At 49.0% G+C, this 14,995-nt stretch carries 15 protein-coding genes; 2 read left to right on the forward strand and 13 right to left on the reverse strand.

Annotation, left to right across the window (positions count from 1 at the left end):
- Nucleotides 1-78: 78 nt before the first annotated feature.
- Entirely contained in the window at nucleotides 79-1,059 is a 981-nt protein-coding gene (glpX, locus tag KNO98_RS04655) for a class II fructose-bisphosphatase (protein WP_026825499.1), read from the forward strand.
- A 40-nt stretch (nucleotides 1,060-1,099) separates the two neighbouring features.
- Here the strand turns inward: glpX and KNO98_RS04660 are convergent, their stop codons facing one another.
- From KNO98_RS04660 to KNO98_RS04695, 8 genes are all read right to left on the reverse strand, one after another.
- The gene (locus KNO98_RS04660) at nucleotides 1,100-1,774 is read right to left on the reverse strand and encodes a DUF975 family protein (protein WP_214699331.1); all 675 of its coding nucleotides are present in this window, start codon (nucleotides 1,772-1,774) and stop codon (nucleotides 1,100-1,102) included.
- A 101-nt stretch (nucleotides 1,775-1,875) separates the two neighbouring features.
- A complete protein-coding gene (locus tag KNO98_RS04665) occupies nucleotides 1,876-2,181 on the reverse strand; it encodes a hypothetical protein (RefSeq protein WP_214699333.1) in 306 nt (101 codons plus the stop codon).
- A 155-nt stretch (nucleotides 2,182-2,336) separates the two neighbouring features.
- Nucleotides 2,337-2,705 (reverse strand): YutD family protein, encoded by a 369-nt coding sequence (locus KNO98_RS04670; protein ID WP_026825496.1) that lies wholly within the window; start codon nucleotides 2,703-2,705, stop codon nucleotides 2,337-2,339.
- A gap of 48 nt (nucleotides 2,706-2,753) precedes the next feature.
- Nucleotides 2,754-4,100, reverse strand: coding sequence for a bifunctional metallophosphatase/5'-nucleotidase (locus KNO98_RS04675; protein WP_026825495.1), 1,347 nt, complete (start codon nucleotides 4,098-4,100; stop codon nucleotides 2,754-2,756).
- A 9-nt stretch (nucleotides 4,101-4,109) separates the two neighbouring features.
- Complete coding sequence (locus KNO98_RS04680) at nucleotides 4,110-4,955, reverse strand: DUF72 domain-containing protein (protein ID WP_214699335.1); 846 nt, start codon at nucleotides 4,953-4,955, stop codon at nucleotides 4,110-4,112.
- Between the two features lie 11 nt (nucleotides 4,956-4,966).
- Nucleotides 4,967-6,148: an MFS transporter gene (locus KNO98_RS04685; RefSeq protein ID WP_214699337.1), complete on the reverse strand. Its 1,182-nt coding sequence runs from the start codon at nucleotides 6,146-6,148 to the stop codon at nucleotides 4,967-4,969.
- Between the two features lie 105 nt (nucleotides 6,149-6,253).
- Nucleotides 6,254-7,573: a branched-chain amino acid transport system II carrier protein gene (gene brnQ, locus KNO98_RS04690; RefSeq protein ID WP_214699339.1), complete on the reverse strand. Its 1,320-nt coding sequence runs from the start codon at nucleotides 7,571-7,573 to the stop codon at nucleotides 6,254-6,256.
- A 205-nt stretch (nucleotides 7,574-7,778) separates the two neighbouring features.
- On the reverse strand, nucleotides 7,779-8,054 hold the full coding sequence (locus KNO98_RS04695) for an acylphosphatase (protein WP_214699341.1): 276 nt from the start codon (nucleotides 8,052-8,054) through the stop codon (nucleotides 7,779-7,781).
- A gap of 92 nt (nucleotides 8,055-8,146) precedes the next feature.
- Between KNO98_RS04695 and KNO98_RS04700 the strand changes: the two genes are divergently transcribed.
- The gene (locus KNO98_RS04700; RefSeq protein WP_214699343.1) at nucleotides 8,147-9,529 is read left to right on the forward strand and encodes an alanine/glycine:cation symporter family protein; all 1,383 of its coding nucleotides are present in this window, start codon (nucleotides 8,147-8,149) and stop codon (nucleotides 9,527-9,529) included.
- A gap of 33 nt (nucleotides 9,530-9,562) precedes the next feature.
- On the opposite strand, the gene KNO98_RS04705 is transcribed toward KNO98_RS04700, so the two are convergent.
- The 5 genes from KNO98_RS04705 to sufD all read right to left on the reverse strand — a co-directional run bounded on the left by KNO98_RS04705 (nucleotide 9,563) and on the right by sufD (nucleotide 14,988).
- Entirely contained in the window at nucleotides 9,563-10,546 is a 984-nt protein-coding gene (locus tag KNO98_RS04705) for an L-lactate dehydrogenase (protein ID WP_214699345.1), read from the reverse strand.
- 110 nt (nucleotides 10,547-10,656) lie between these two features.
- Nucleotides 10,657-12,054, reverse strand: coding sequence for a Fe-S cluster assembly protein SufB (gene sufB, locus KNO98_RS04710; RefSeq protein ID WP_026825488.1), 1,398 nt, complete (start codon nucleotides 12,052-12,054; stop codon nucleotides 10,657-10,659).
- A 19-nt stretch (nucleotides 12,055-12,073) separates the two neighbouring features.
- Nucleotides 12,074-12,508 carry a Fe-S cluster assembly sulfur transfer protein SufU gene (sufU, locus tag KNO98_RS04715; protein ID WP_026825487.1) on the reverse strand — a complete coding sequence of 145 codons (435 nt, stop codon included), beginning with the start codon at nucleotides 12,506-12,508 and terminating at the stop codon, nucleotides 12,074-12,076.
- On the reverse strand, nucleotides 12,498-13,718 hold the full coding sequence (locus tag KNO98_RS04720) for a cysteine desulfurase (protein ID WP_214699347.1): 1,221 nt from the start codon (nucleotides 13,716-13,718) through the stop codon (nucleotides 12,498-12,500). The genes sufU and KNO98_RS04720 overlap by 11 nt, the downstream gene beginning before the upstream one ends.
- Before the next feature lies 1 nt (nucleotide 13,719).
- A complete protein-coding gene (gene sufD / locus KNO98_RS04725) occupies nucleotides 13,720-14,988 on the reverse strand; it encodes a Fe-S cluster assembly protein SufD (protein WP_026825485.1) in 1,269 nt (422 codons plus the stop codon).
- Between the last annotated feature and the right edge of the window lie 7 nt (nucleotides 14,989-14,995).

Raw genomic sequence — 14,995 nt, forward strand, 5'->3', positions numbered from 1 at the left:
TGTGATACACTAATTAACGGATTTGAGCCTCAAAAAGTATAACACATTAAATAGATATAACGTGGAGGGTACAACACTATGGAACGTGAATTAGCATTAGAAATCGTACGGGCAACAGAAGCGGCAGCACTCGCTTCTTCGAAATGGATTGGTCGTGGGCAAAAAAATGAAGCCGACGACGCTGCAACTTCTGCTATGCGAGAGGTCCTTGGCACGGTCAACATGGATGCGACAGTCGTCATCGGAGAAGGTGAACTCGATGAAGCACCGATGCTATACATCGGAGAACGACTCGGTACCACGTTCGGTCCCAAAGTAGACATCGCCGTCGACCCACTCGAAGGGACATCGATCGTTGCGAAAGGACTCGGTGATGCGATGGTCGTCATCGCTGTCGCGGATGAAGGTGCCCTCCTCCACGCACCAGATATGTATATGGATAAGCTCGTCGTCGGACCGAATTTGAAAGGGAAAGTCTCACTCGACGAACCACTCGAATCTATTATTGAAAAGGCAGCAAAGTATAACAACAAACGCATTGAAGAAGTGACCGTGATCATGCAAGACCGCGATCGCCACGAACATCTTCGTCAAGCCGTCATGAATGTCGGGGCACGTGTCAAGTTGTTCGAGGATGGCGACGTATCAGCCGGAATCGCGGCTGCCGTCAAAACGAACCCGATCGATATCTTCATTAGCACGGGTGGTGCCCCGGAAGGCGTCATCACGGCCGCTGCCGTCAAGGCACTCGGTGGCGACATGCAGGCCCGTCTTCATCCGATGAATGAAGAAGAGTCTGCCCGCGTCATTTCGATGGGATTAAAAGATCCGCTCCAACTCCTCACGCTCGACGACCTCGTCAAAAGTGATGACTGCATCTTTGCTGCAACAGGTGTCACGTCTGGTGAGTTGCTCGATGGCGTCAAGTTCTTGACGGATGATATCGTTGAAACGACATCGCTCGTCATGCGCTCGAAGACACGTACAATCCGAAAAGTCGTGGCCGAGCATTATTTATCATTGAAGCCCTACTTACAAAAAGCTGAAGTCAACGCTTAAACAAAAACGCCTTGCTCAATGGAGCGAGGCGTTTGTTTGATTAAAATCCTTGTTCTGTTCCATGCACCGGCTCGTCTGCACCAGTTATATGGTTGTCACGAATCGAGTCATAAAATGTCGCATACGTTGTCGAGAAGTATGGTCCGATGAAGAAGAACCCGATTCCAAGTGTCAAGAGCCCGACGAGGAACCAGCCGAAGAAGGACAAGAAGAGCATGAATGCTTCCATCTTGTGACCGTCCATGAGACGACGTGATTCTGTGATGGATTCAAGTGCCGACAGTTCAGGCTGGTCGCGCAAAATGTATGGTGTGAGCGAGTACGAGAATCCTTTGATGATTCCCGGTACGACGAGCAATAACGTCCACAACACGAGGAAGACACCCATCACAAACGATGTAATGACATGTTTCACATAACGCATCTGAAACGGCTTGAACATCGTCGAGAGAGAGGCTCCGTTCCCACGTGATACGTTGAGCGCGAGCCATGACCAACCGATGGCAAGTGGTGCGATCAAGATTTGCAAGACATTCGACACGAAACTTAACGTGAGGTCCGCCGACGTGAACGGTTCTGGTGAATTGACGTCCATCTCGGGAGCAAACCATTGCGGAATCCCATTGATGATGAGGAATAAGAGCGCCAACCCGGCCATCAACCACCATTTCCCTTTCAATGCTTGCCGTGCATGTTGTTTCCATTCAGATCTCATAGTAACCCATCCTTTTTCATAGTCTTTCTATAGTGTACGTGAAAAGGTTGAAGTACGTTTCAAAAAATCATAAAAAAAGGGAAAGGAATTTCCCTTTCCGACTAGCGAATCATCACGTTACCTAAAAAGAACTGAGACATGGATAAGATCAATAGCAACACCCCGAGTGATAACATGAGATGTGATGCGACTTTAAAGACACGGCTTCGTAAGAACGAATGGCCGTATTCAAAGCGACGGATGATCAACACATGAAAGAGTTCAAACAGAATGACTGCCGCCGTAAAATAGAAGGTCATCATGATATGGAAACCAAAGAAGAGCATGGCCAATATCCCGAGTCCGAAGTTATGAATTCGATTATGGACGTCATCCCGATCCCCGACGGTCGTTTGTACATGTTGCATCCAATCACCTCACTCTAAAAACCAAAACTACGTAGTTATCCTTAATGACAATTTATCACATTTTTCCAACCTCAAAACTCGAAGTCACGACTTTTTACCTAAACGAAATATTTGGAAATCAATTGTAATAAAAAAAGTGCTGACGTCTCAGCACTTCACGCATTTGATTCTTCTGTCTTGTTGAATTTCCGCTTCAACTTCAGTTTTTGCTTCGTTCCACCAAAGACAGGTCCACTCTCTTCTTCATTGATTTCCGTTTCTTTCTTCAAAACGAAATATGGACAACCAAAATTACAATATTCGTATACGTAGTCCATCACGTGATCAATCCGGTTCTCGTACGTCGCCAATTTGGATTTCGGTTCATAGAATCCTTTCAACCGCAATTGACCATGTCCCCAATCACCTACTATATAGTCGTATTTATCAAGCACGTCACTATATCGTGCGATAAACGCTTCTTCATCGAAGCCGTCTCGTTTTTCTTCTAAGACGGTATAACCGTGGCGATTCACTCGAATCATCGCTCCCACCTCCACTCTGTTATCATAGCATGTCACCATCGATGCGCTCTATCCTTTTCGAATCACTTCATGACGGGCGACAATGGTTTCCCGTAATACGTCCCGCAATAACTCAGGCATGAAATATCGTTTCGGTTGGTCTGCCAAATATGGGAGAAGCGGACCGAATGTCAACATATCGACCGTCGCGACGCGGTATGACCGGTTCAGATCCAAGAGCTGTCCCATCACATAAACTTGTCCATCGCGTTGCTCGATTTGATAGAGGCTCGGTTCTCCGAGAACGGTACCTCTGAATCCTAGACCTCTCACATGCATATTCGTGAACGTTTCTTCGTTTACATCATGTAAAAAACGTGCCAACGTTTTGCCGTCTAATGTCAGAACACAAGGGTTGATTGGATGCGGACAAATGTGGTGCAACATATTCAACGTCACTTTCCCGGGAGCAAGTCCTTCTAGCACAACACCGGAAGGGATAATCCCGACGTCTGCCTCACACCAGTCGACCATTCCTTCTACAAGCAAATCGCTGAGAGGGGAGTGTCCAAACCAATCTGACGTGTACCCGTCCGTTTCAGCAATTGTAATGTCAAGAAGTCGTTCGGCCTCTGCCCTTTCCGTATGCAACAAACTCAATGTATCCGGACTATCAGATTGATGTGCTAGTTCGTGCAGACGTGCTTCTTTTGCCACAACTTTCGTCCCGTCAATCGTCAGCGTGACTTCCCCGACATACTTGCCATACTTCCCTGCCTGTGCGATCAACACACCGTTCGTCGTTACACCTTCATCTAAGACGTGATGTGTGTGTGCACCGAGAATGACGTCGATTTCAGGAAACATCTCAGCTAATCGCTCATCCCCAAAAAATCCGAGGTGACTGAGCGCGATGATGACGTCACAATGCGCCAACTGCTTCAACGCTCGCTTCGTCGCGTCCAATGGCGACTCAATTTGCCATCCGAGCTCTGGATACAACTCTTCATATGGAGCAGTCACACCAAACAACCCGATTTTTAAATCATCTTGCTCGAGAACGAGCGTCTCCTCGACCCAATCCGGTCGTGAACCGTCACCCTCATACACATTTCCAAGTAAAACAGGAAATGTCGCTTCGTCATACAGCTCGGCTAGCCAATCATGAGGGAACGTAATCCCTTCGTTGTTCCCGATGGTGACAGCCGTCGGTTGGAGCCGCTCAAGTAATCGAACGTTCAACTTCCCACGCGTCACTTCAGTCGCCGGATGTGTGCGATCGGCATGATCTCCTAAATCAAAGTACAGCGTGTCGTCAGTGCGATGTTCTTCTAAAAATGAAACAAGTTTCGGCCATTGGTCGAACTTTGAGTGAAGATCATTGTAGTGAAAAATAGTAAGTATCGTCACGGCCATCCCTTCTTTCTAAAACAAACTGATTTGTCTCGGTGCAAGCTCATATTCGAGCCCAAGAATTTCAATTAGACGCTTCGCATTCGGCGCTGCATCCCCGGCCGAGTTGTTGTTAAAGTATACATACACGTCTTTCGCCTCACGGTCAATCTCGCGAAGTGAAACAGCCAATTCCTGAAGTTCCTCCTCGCTATACCGATACAGACAACGAACATGCCGCCATTCTTGACTCGTCATACCCGGCTTTTTAAGCCATCCGGATGTGTTTCGTCCATGCAATCGAACGACCGCGACGTCAGGATTTGTCACGACCGGTACGAAGGGGATGCTACTCTCTTTCGTCTGGGGCTCATCGCAAATCGTGTTGATGAAGCGTTGTTCAGCTAAAAATTGAAGCGTACGGTCTCGGAACGCTTCGGAGAACCAAGAAGGATTTCGAAACTCGACGGCAATCTCATAGTCGGAAAGCTCGGCACGTATTGTTCGTAAATAATCGAGATGCGGTTTTGAGACATCGAACCAAGGCGGTAGTTGAACGAGAACAGCCTTCAACTTCCCGGCTTGCTTCAGCGGTTCGACGGAGACCCGGTAGCGTTCAAACAGTTCGGACAAAGGCACTTTTGGTTCACGGTCGTGTCCGCTCATTTCCCTGGAAACTTTCACGATGAATTGGAAGTGGTCCGGTGTCTCAGCATCCCACTTCTCGAAATTTTTCACAGGTTGTATTGCATAAAATGTCGAATCAACTTCAACGCTCGGAAAATGACCCGCGTACGTTGAAAGTTTTTGTTTTCGTTCTTCTGGAGTTGTATATAACAGATCATGGTCCCCCCAACCCGTCACACCAATGTAAATCATAGCGTCCTCCTTTACGATTCTGAAATAGCGGCTGCCTTTCGCTTCGACCAGTTCCATGTCCCTGTATATGTGATCAACAATAAGACAAGACCCATGATGAACGGATAGCGCATATCGATATCAAAGGCAATACCTGCCAAAGTCGGCCCTAAAATGTTTCCGATACTCATATACGCATTGTTCATCCCCATCGCGAGCCCCTGCTCATTTCCTGCCAGTTTCGAAACAAGCGTATTCAACACCGGTCGTAAAATCGAGGTCGATAAGAAGATGACGAGCGTTACAGCGAAGAACAACATGTATGTCCCTGCGAATAAAGACAACAAAAAGCCAAAGGAAGCAAGCGCGATGAAGGCGAGCACGACCTTGACCTCTCCCAAGAGTTCAACGAGACGATCTACTGCAAATAATTGAACGATGACGCTAACAATTCCTGTCCCGGTCACCATGATAGCAATCTCTTGTGGTGTCGCATCGAACATCTCGCTGACATATAGTCCGAGCACCGATTCATACGCCATTAGACCGAACGCCATGACTAAGTTGATGACCAACACGAAAAAATAAGGCTTTCGCGTCGACATGACCAGTTGTGTCGGCAACGACTCTTTTACCGTCGGCGCCTTGTATGGAGCACGGTCAGGTTCTTTCAGGAGAAGTATCGAAGAAATGACGGCAATAAAGGATACAATGGCTGAAACGAGCAACGGTGCCTTCAATCCGAACTCGGCAAAAAACCCACCAATCCCTGGCCCGACCACGATTCCAAGCGACATTGCCGCGGAAATATAACTGTTCCCTCGAGCTCGTTGCTCCAGTGTCGTGATATCCGCCACATAGGCAAAAATGGCTGGAATCAATAGCGCAGCACCGACACCCCCGATGGCACGAGACACGAGAAGGACCGTCAAGTTATCGGATAGATAAAAGACACCCATTGAGATCGTGAATCCAATCAGTCCCAAAATAATCATCAATCGACGTCCATAAACATCTGCCCATTTTCCGGCAATCGGTGACATGACAAGTTGGGCACCCGCAAATACGGAAATCATGAGTCCGGCGGCCGTTCCCCCTTCGTCGATCATCTTTAAGTAGTCCGGAATAATCGGTATGATGATCCCGAATCCAGCGACGGCGATAAACATGTTCAACATGAGGATCGCCAATTGTTTTTTTTGTTTTGTCGTCAATGCATGTCACTCCCTTTTCATCTCTTCATTTTACTGTTTGTGCTCGGGTATGGGCAAACAATAAGACAGAAAAAAGCCCATCCTTGACCAAAGGATGGGCAAAATTTAAGAGATGCGTGATTGTGCAAGCGATTCTTGGGTTCCACTCTTCGGAAGAAGAAGCGTGATCACGTAAACAATCATCGTCGGAACTGCCCAAGCAAGACCAATGTCCGCCATTGGCAAGCTAGTGATCCAAGCTGTTGCCGCAGAAGGTTGGATGCCGTTCCACGTTTCGAAGATTGAAAAAACGAGGGCTGTATAGATCGTCACTTTCATCGCCACACCAGGGTTGCGTTGAAGACGTTCCGTCACCGATACGAGCACAAGGGCGATCATGACCGGATAGAGAAGCGTGAGAAGTGGGATCGCGATTTGAATCAACGTACCCAATCCGACGAGTGAAATTAAATAACCGAACAATGTAGTCGCAACGACGACATGGTGATACTTGAGTGAATCAAATTGATTACTGATAAAGCGTGAGAACTCTGAAATGAGCCCGACCGCTGTCGTCAAACAAGCAAGGAAGACCGCTAGTCCGAGAGCAAGCATTCCGACTTGTCCGTAAGACGTACCAGCAAACGCTTGAAGAAGGCTTGCACCACTCGTCGTCCCTTCAGCGACCGCCATGTTTGCTCCGATTGATCCGAGCGAGATGTAAACGAGCATCAAACAGGTTACGGCAAGCATACCTGCAGAGCGAAGAAGAGATGATGCTTCTTTTTGATCACTCAATCCATTGGCTTTCAACGTGACGAGGACGATTGCCCCAAAGACGAGGGCCCCGAATACATCCATCGTCAAATAGCCTTGCTGGAAACCTTGACCGAGCGCACCGACCCACGTCTCAAATCCTGCCGCCGGAGCTCCTGGCTCTCCGAGCGGTGCGATGAGGTTCGTGAGCCCAATCGACGCGAGCAAGAACAAGAGGATTGGTGTGATGATGCGTCCGATGACTTCAATCAACTTTTGAGCACGGAGCGTCAAGAAGAACGTCAACCCGAAGAAGACGGTCGAACTCATCGCAAGTGTCAAAGTAGAAGGTGAATCGAGAAACGGAACGAGTCCCATTTCATACGTGACAGCGGCCGTACGCGGGATTCCGAAGAATGGTCCGATGGCCACATACATTAATCCCGTCAAGATGAGTGCGAGACGTTTAGGAATATAACGAGCAATTTGATCTGTTCCACCGCCGACCCGAGCGACTGCGAACAAAGCAAGAAGCGGTAAACCGACACCCGTAATGACGAACCCGATCATCGCCGGTACGAGATTCTCTCCCGCCAAGGCGCCGAGTTCTGGTGGGAACAGCAAGTTCCCGGCCCCAAAGAATAAAGCAAAAATCGTAAACGCTAACGGGAACAATGTCGATTTTTTCATACAACTACCTCCATACACTTGATATTCCGAACGACTTAACAAAAAAATAATAACTAAATTTTCTGACAATATATCGCTTGGTCTATTTCATTATACACACTTCCTACTGTTTGACCACCCCATCTACAAAATTAGAGGTTTAATTTTTAAAAAGGTGGATTTCATAAAAAAACTCCCCTGAAATCTACAAGGAAGTCTTAAGCGCTTAATACTTAATATCGAACGAACGGAAAGCTTGATTTTCTGTTTCCTTCTTCTCAATCTTTTCGACCCCGACGAAACGATTACCGTCTTTCAAAGCTTTTTTAAAGGCTTCAATGTCTTTTTCTGGTCCTTCTACATGAAGTTCGACTGTCCCATCACTTTGATTTCGAACCCAACCTTTGATTCCGTATTGTTGTGCGGTCTCTTGTGAAAAATACCGAAACCCGACTCCTTGGACACGTCCAGATACAATCAAATGTTTAGCGACGACTCTCATTCTATTTTCCTCCTTTATTTTGTCAAAGATGTTTAGACGTCCTTACTTTAGGAAATAGTATTTAAGTAAAATAATGGAATTGGAGTGGTTTTATGAATGACTTTATTAATTTCGTGACAACGATTTCGGACTGGCTTTGGGGCGTGCCTATCATCTCGTTACTCGTCTTATCCGGTGTCTTCCTCACGATCAAGCTCGGCTTTTTTCAGTTTCGTTATCCCGTCTACATATTCAAGCAAACGTTTGGCAGCATCTTCAAAAAACCAAAAGGTGAAGGCGACATCAGCCCGAGACAAGCATTAACATCAGCCCTCTCTTCAACAGTCGGGGCCGCGAACATCATCGGTGTACCTGCAGCGATTATGTTCGGGGGACCGGGTGCCATCTTTTGGATGTGGGTCATCGCCATCATCGGCATGGCCATCAAATTCTCAGAGAGCGTGTTGGCCGTCCACTATCGCGAAAAAAATGATGCCGGCGAATTCGTCGGAGGACCGGTCTATTACATAGCAAAAGGACTTCGGTGGAAATGGCTCGCAACTTGGTTCGCTTTCGCGCTTATGATCGAACTCATTCCGAGTATCATGGTTCAAGGAAACGCTGTTAGCTCCGCAGTCCGTGAAACATTCAATGGGAATACGCTCATCACCGGTATTCTCATCGCTTGTCTCGTCGGCATCATCGTCTTCGGAGGACTGAAGCGCATCGCTAAAGTGACCGAGATCGTCGTACCCGGTATGGCACTCGTCTATGTCGGGGCCGGACTCGTGATCGTCTTGATGAACCTGTCTGAAATCCCAGACGTGCTCAGGCTCATCTTCTCTTATGCGTTCGAGCCAATGGCAGCGTTCGGCGGATTCGCTGGGGCCGCAGTCGCCGAGACGATTCGTTGGGGCTTCGCCCGCGGACTCTATTCGAATGAAGCAGGTCTTGGGACGGCACCAATCGCCCATGCCGCCGCACAGACTGACCATCCGGTACGACAAGGGTTCTGGGCGGTCATCGGTATCGTCATCGACACGCTCATCATCTGTAGCACGACCGCATTCGTCGTTCTCTCTTCAGGTGTCTGGACTGCTGACGGTGCGATGGAAGACCCTGCTGCCTTGACGACAATCGCTTTCCGCGAATACTTCGGTTACACAGGAAGTTTACTCGTCACGATCTCACTCATCTTCTTCGTTCTCTCGACGATCATCGTCATCATCTTTTACGGCTCACGTCAGGCCGAGTACTTGTTCGGGTTGACGGCAGGTAAGGTCATGAAGGCGGTCTATATCGTCTCCATCGTCATCGGTTCGATCGGTGGAGCGCAGATGATTTGGAACTTCCTCGACTTGATGCTCGCGATGATTCTCATCCCGAACATGATTGCCGTCCTACTTTTAAGCAGTGAAGTAAAACGATTGACGAACGAGTTCTTTACGTCAGAGAAGTATTATAAAAAAGATATCGCCGAAGAAAAGGCTTCTTAACCAACAATCCGACTGCTCGCGCAGTCGGATTTTTTAGGATGCGGGTTCGACCTTCTCGATTCCCGCCTTGATGGCTTGTACCGACGCATCAAACTTCTGTTGTTCTTCGTCCGTCAATTCAATCTCGATGATTTTGCGAATGCCGCTCCGGTCAATCAAGGCCGGTACGCCGATATGCACGTCACTCGCCCCGTATTCGCCGTCTAAGTGGGCGCCGATCGTCACGACAGAGTTTTCATTTCGCACGATGGCTCGAATGATGCGAAGCAAACCGACCCCAATCGCATAGTAGGCAGCGTTCTTATGCTCAATGATTTGATAGGCGGCGTTTCGTACCTCTGTATAGATGGCTTCCAAGTGTTCAAACTGATACTTTTCGTTTTCAGCTAGCAGTTCATCGATACTCTTCCCATAGATGCGGGCGTTATGCCATGCGACAAAACCGGTATCGCCATGTTCGCCCATGTAGTAGGCATGACAGTTCCGTGATGACAATTCGAAATAGTCTCCAAGTTTGTAGCGGAGTCGTGCCGTATCCAGCACGGTGCCTGAACCGATAACACGTTCTTTCGGTAAGCCCGATGCTTTCCAGGCGACGTGCGCCACCACATCGACCGGGTTCGTAGCGACGACTAAGATGCCGTCGAATCCGCTCTTCATCAAGTCTTCTGTCACGGTGCGGACGACCTTGGCGTTTTGGTCGACGAGGTCCATCCGCGTCTGACCCGGCTTTTGTGCTGCCCCTGCCGTGATAACGACAATGTCTGCGTCTTTACAATCCGAGTAATCACCTGCCCAAATCCGGACCGGTGTCGGGGCGAAGGAGATGCCGTGATTGAGGTCCATCGCCTCCCCTTCCGCCTTGGCGTGATTCGAGTCGATTAAGACGAGCTCTTCACAAAGGGCAGCCGTCGATAATTGATAGGCAAAACTGACCCCAACCCAACCGGCACCGATGACGGCGATACGGGTGATGTCTTTTGGGTCAATATGATCTTTATCCAGAATATGTGACATATAAATCCTTCCTTTCCATGAATCATTCTCTTGTTTAGCATACCCTACATACGGGATAGACATAACAAAAAACGGACCCCTTTTTTTAAGGAGTCCGTCCTTTAAACGATTTATCCAATCGAACCTTCCATCTCGAACTTGATGAGACGGTTCATTTCGACCGCATATTCCATTGGCAATTCTTTTGTGAATGGCTCGATGAAGCCCATGACGATCATTTCTGTCGCTTCTTCTTCCGAGATTCCACGGCTCATGAGGTAGAAGAGTTGCTCTTCTGACACTTTTGAGACTTTCGCTTCGTGCTCGAGTGAGACTTGGTCGTTCAAGATCTCGTTGTACGGAATTGTATCTGACGTCGACTCGTTGTCCATGATGAGCGTGTCACACTCGATGTTCGAGCGCGCGCCCTTCGCCTTACGGCCGAAGTGGACGATTCCACGGTATGATACTTTTCCGCCTTGTTTCGAAATCGATTTCGAGACGATTGACGACGACGTGTTCGGTGCGAGGTGAATCATTTTCGCGCCAGCGTCTTGGTGCTGTCCTTTACCAGCAAGGGCGATCGAGAGTGTCATCCCACGTGCGCCTTCCCCTTTCAAGATGACAGCCGGGTATTTCATCGTGAGTTTCGATCCGATGTTTCCATCAATCCACTCCATCGATCCACCCGCTTCACAGACGGCACGCTTCGTTACCAAGTTGTAGACGTTGTTCGCCCAGTTTTGGATTGTCGTGTAACGGCAGTAAGCGTCTTTGTTGACGAAGATCTCAACGACCGCTGAGTGAAGCGAGTTCGTTGTGTAAACCGGTGCCGTACATCCTTCGACGTAATGAACCGATGCGCCTTCGTCGACGATGATAAGCGTACGCTCGAACTGACCCATGTTTTCCGAGTTGATACGGAAGTAGGCTTGGAGCGGTTGCTCGAGTTTCACGCCTTTTGGTACGTAGATGAACGAGCCACCCGACCAAACAGCTGAGTTGAGGGCCGAAAACTTGTTGTCCGTCGGCGGGATCAACTTCCCGAAGTACTCTTTGAAGATCTCTTCGTCTTCTTTGAGTGCTGTGTCTGTATCTTTGAAGATGACACCTCTTTCTTCGAAGTCTTCTTGCATGCTGTGGTAAACAACCTCAGACTCATACTGAGCCGAGACACCGGCCAAGTATTTTTGCTCTGCTTCTGGGATACCGAGCTTGTCAAACGTACGTTTGATTTCTTCCGGTACCTCGTCCCATGAGCGTTCTGTCTTCTCAGATGGTTTGACATAGTAAGTGATTTCGTCAAAATCAAGTGCCGAGAGGTCTCCACCCCATGTCGGCATCGCCATCTTGTTGAAGTGATCCAACGACTTCAAACGGAAGTCGAGCATCCATTGTGGCTCTTCTTTCATGCGCGAGATCGTCTCTACGATTTCTGTCGTCAAGCCGCGGCCTGAACGGAAAATCGAAACGTCCCGATCATGGAAGCCGTATTTATAATCGCCAATTTCCGGCATATTCTTTGCCATATCGGTCTCCTCCTTCTCCTTACGCGTCCTCGTCTACTCCTTTTTCAAGCGCTTTCCACGCGAGCGTGGCACACTTGATTCGAGCCGGGAATTTCGATACACCTGAGAGCGCCTCGATATCACCGAGGTCAAACGTATCCGTGTCGTACTCTTTGCCTTGAACCATTTCAGAGAAGATGTTGGCGAGTTGAAGCGCCTCTTCTACTGTTTTTCCTTTAACGATTTGGGTCATCATCGATGCCGAGGCGAGACTGATGGAGCAGCCTTCCCCTTCAAACTTCGCATCTTTGACGATGTCGTCTTCGACTTGTAGTTGAAGTCGAAGTGAGTCCCCACACGTCGGGTTGTTCAAGTCCACCGTCACGCCATCTTCGATGACGCCACGGTTTCTTGGGTTTTTATAGTGATCCATGATGACCTGGCGGTACAACATGTCGAGATTATTAAAACTCATAATTGAAATACTCCTTCGTTTGACGTAATCCTTCGATGAAGCGGTCGACTTCTTCTTTTGTATTGTACAAATAGAAGCTCGCCCGTGCCGTCGATGATTGCTTCAAAAGACGCATGAGTGGTTGTGCACAGTGGTGACCGGCACGAACCGCGATGCCTTGCATATCGAGAACGGTCGCGAGGTCGTGCGCGTGCACGTCCTTCAAGTTGAACGTGACGAGGCCGACGCGATCTTCAGGACCGTATATCTCAATCCCATCAATCGTTTTCATCTGCTCGATCGCATAAGTTGCGAGTTCACGTTCGTGTGCTTCGACATTCTCAAGACCGATTTCTTCTAAGAAATCGATGGCTGCCGCAAGTCCGACCGCCCCGGCGATAATCGGTGTACCCGCTTCGAAGCGATACGGGATGTCCTTCCACGTCGATTCATATAAATCGACATAGTCAATCATCTCGCCACCGAACTCGACCGGCTCCATGTTTTTGAGAAGCTGTTTCTTCCCGTATAAGACACCGATTCCAGTCGGTCCGAGCATCTTATGCCCAGAAAAGGCGAGGAAGTCACAATCGAGCGCTTGGACATCAAGTTTACGATGCGGTGCACTCTGTGCGGCATCGACGACCATGACAGCACCCAACTCATGCGCGAGTCGAGCGACGTCAGCGATTGGGTTGATTGTACCGAGCACGTTCGAGACGTGACTCATCGCGACGATTTTTGTACGATCCGATAAGACGGCTTGAACGGCATCGAGTGTGACACGTCCATCCGGCGTGAGTTCGACATATCGAAGCGTCGCGCCTTTTCGCTTGGCGAGTTGTTGCCACGGGATTAAGTTCGCATGGTGTTCCATCGGAGTGAGGACGATTTCGTCGCCTGCACCGACATTCGCATCCCCGTAGCTCGACGCGACCAAGTTGATCGCCGTCGTCGTTCCACGAGTGAAAATGATTTCTTCAGGAACCGCCGCATGGATGAACGAGCGGACGCGTTCGCGTGCTCCTTCATATGCATCCGTCGCTTGCGTCCCGAGCGTATGGACGCCACGATGCACGTTCGAATGGTTGCGACGATAATAGTCCTCGATCGCCTCGATGACAGCGAGCGGCTTTTGTGAGCTCGCCGCGCTATCAAGATAAACGAGCGGGTGTCCATTGATTTCCTGATCTAAAATCGGAAACTGTTCACGAATCGAGGCGTTCAACATCTTAACGTACTTTCCCTTCGATGACTTCGCGGAGACGGTCTTTGACCGAATCGATTGCGAGTTCTTCGACGACAGGCGTCAAGAATCCGTGAATGATTAAACGCTCTGCCTCTTGGCGAGACAATCCACGGCTCATCAAGTAGTACAATTGAACATCATCGACACGACCGACCGATGCTGCGTGACCTGCCATTACGTCATCTTCATCGATGAGAAGAATCGGGTTGGCATCACCTCGTGCTTTTTCAGAGAGCATCAAGACGCGCTCTGTTTGTACACCGTTCGATTTTGACGCACCGTGGTGAATCATCGATGTCCCGCTGAAAATCGCAGTCGCTGCGTCTTTTTGAACACCGTGAATCATGATGAACCCTTCAGATGCTTTCCCGAAGTGGTCGGTACGGATGTTGAAGTTTTGTTTTTGTGCACCGCGACCGATCGTCACAGCTTTTGTATCCGAATACGTGTTGTCACCGACGAGGTGCGTCTTCGTCTCAACGACCGAGTTCCCGTCGTTCATATGACCGAGCGCCCAATCGAGGCGACCGTTCGCATAGACGACACCGCGACGGTTCATGAACGTGAGTGCTGATTCAGCGAGCTGATCGACACCACCGAAGACGACTTTCGCGTTCTCTCCAGCGAATACTTCCGTCACGACGTTGACCGTGTGCGGTTCGTTCGTACCAGAAAGGAAGTTTTCGATGTATGTCACTTCACTGCCTTCGTCCGCGACGAGGATTGTGTGGTGATAGAGGGCGCCGTTCGCCTGTTCCATCGTGAAAATCGCTTGGAGCGGATCTTTTAATTGCGTGTTTTTCGGTACATAGATAAACGCACCACCATTTGTGAGGGCAGCGTTTAACGCCGAAAGACGCTCTTCATCGACACGTACGCCTTCTGTCATGAAATATTTCTCAACGAGCTCAGGATGTTGCTCCATCGCTTCTTTGATTCCCATGAACAAGACGCCTTCTGGCATCGATAATTCGTTATAGACGATATGACCGTTGCGTTCAACGAGCACGTTTGTCCGGTGGTCTCCGAGAAGTGATTCGATATCTGCTGTCAAACCGTCTTTCGTTTCGAGTTCGACATCTCCCGCTGTGAAGTCCCACTTATCGATCTTAATCTTTTCAACTTTTGGCAAAGCAAGTGTCGGCGCAAGTTCTGCTGCCTCTTTACGACGGTTGACCATCCATGCTGGTCCGCCGAGCGCTTCTGCACGTGCCGACAACGCTTGTGCATCCAATTCAAATTGTACGGTCATCGTACAG

Source organism: Exiguobacterium sp. s57, from assembly GCF_018617685.1.
Classification (GTDB): Bacteria; Bacillota; Bacilli; order Exiguobacteriales; family Exiguobacteriaceae; genus Exiguobacterium; species Exiguobacterium marinum.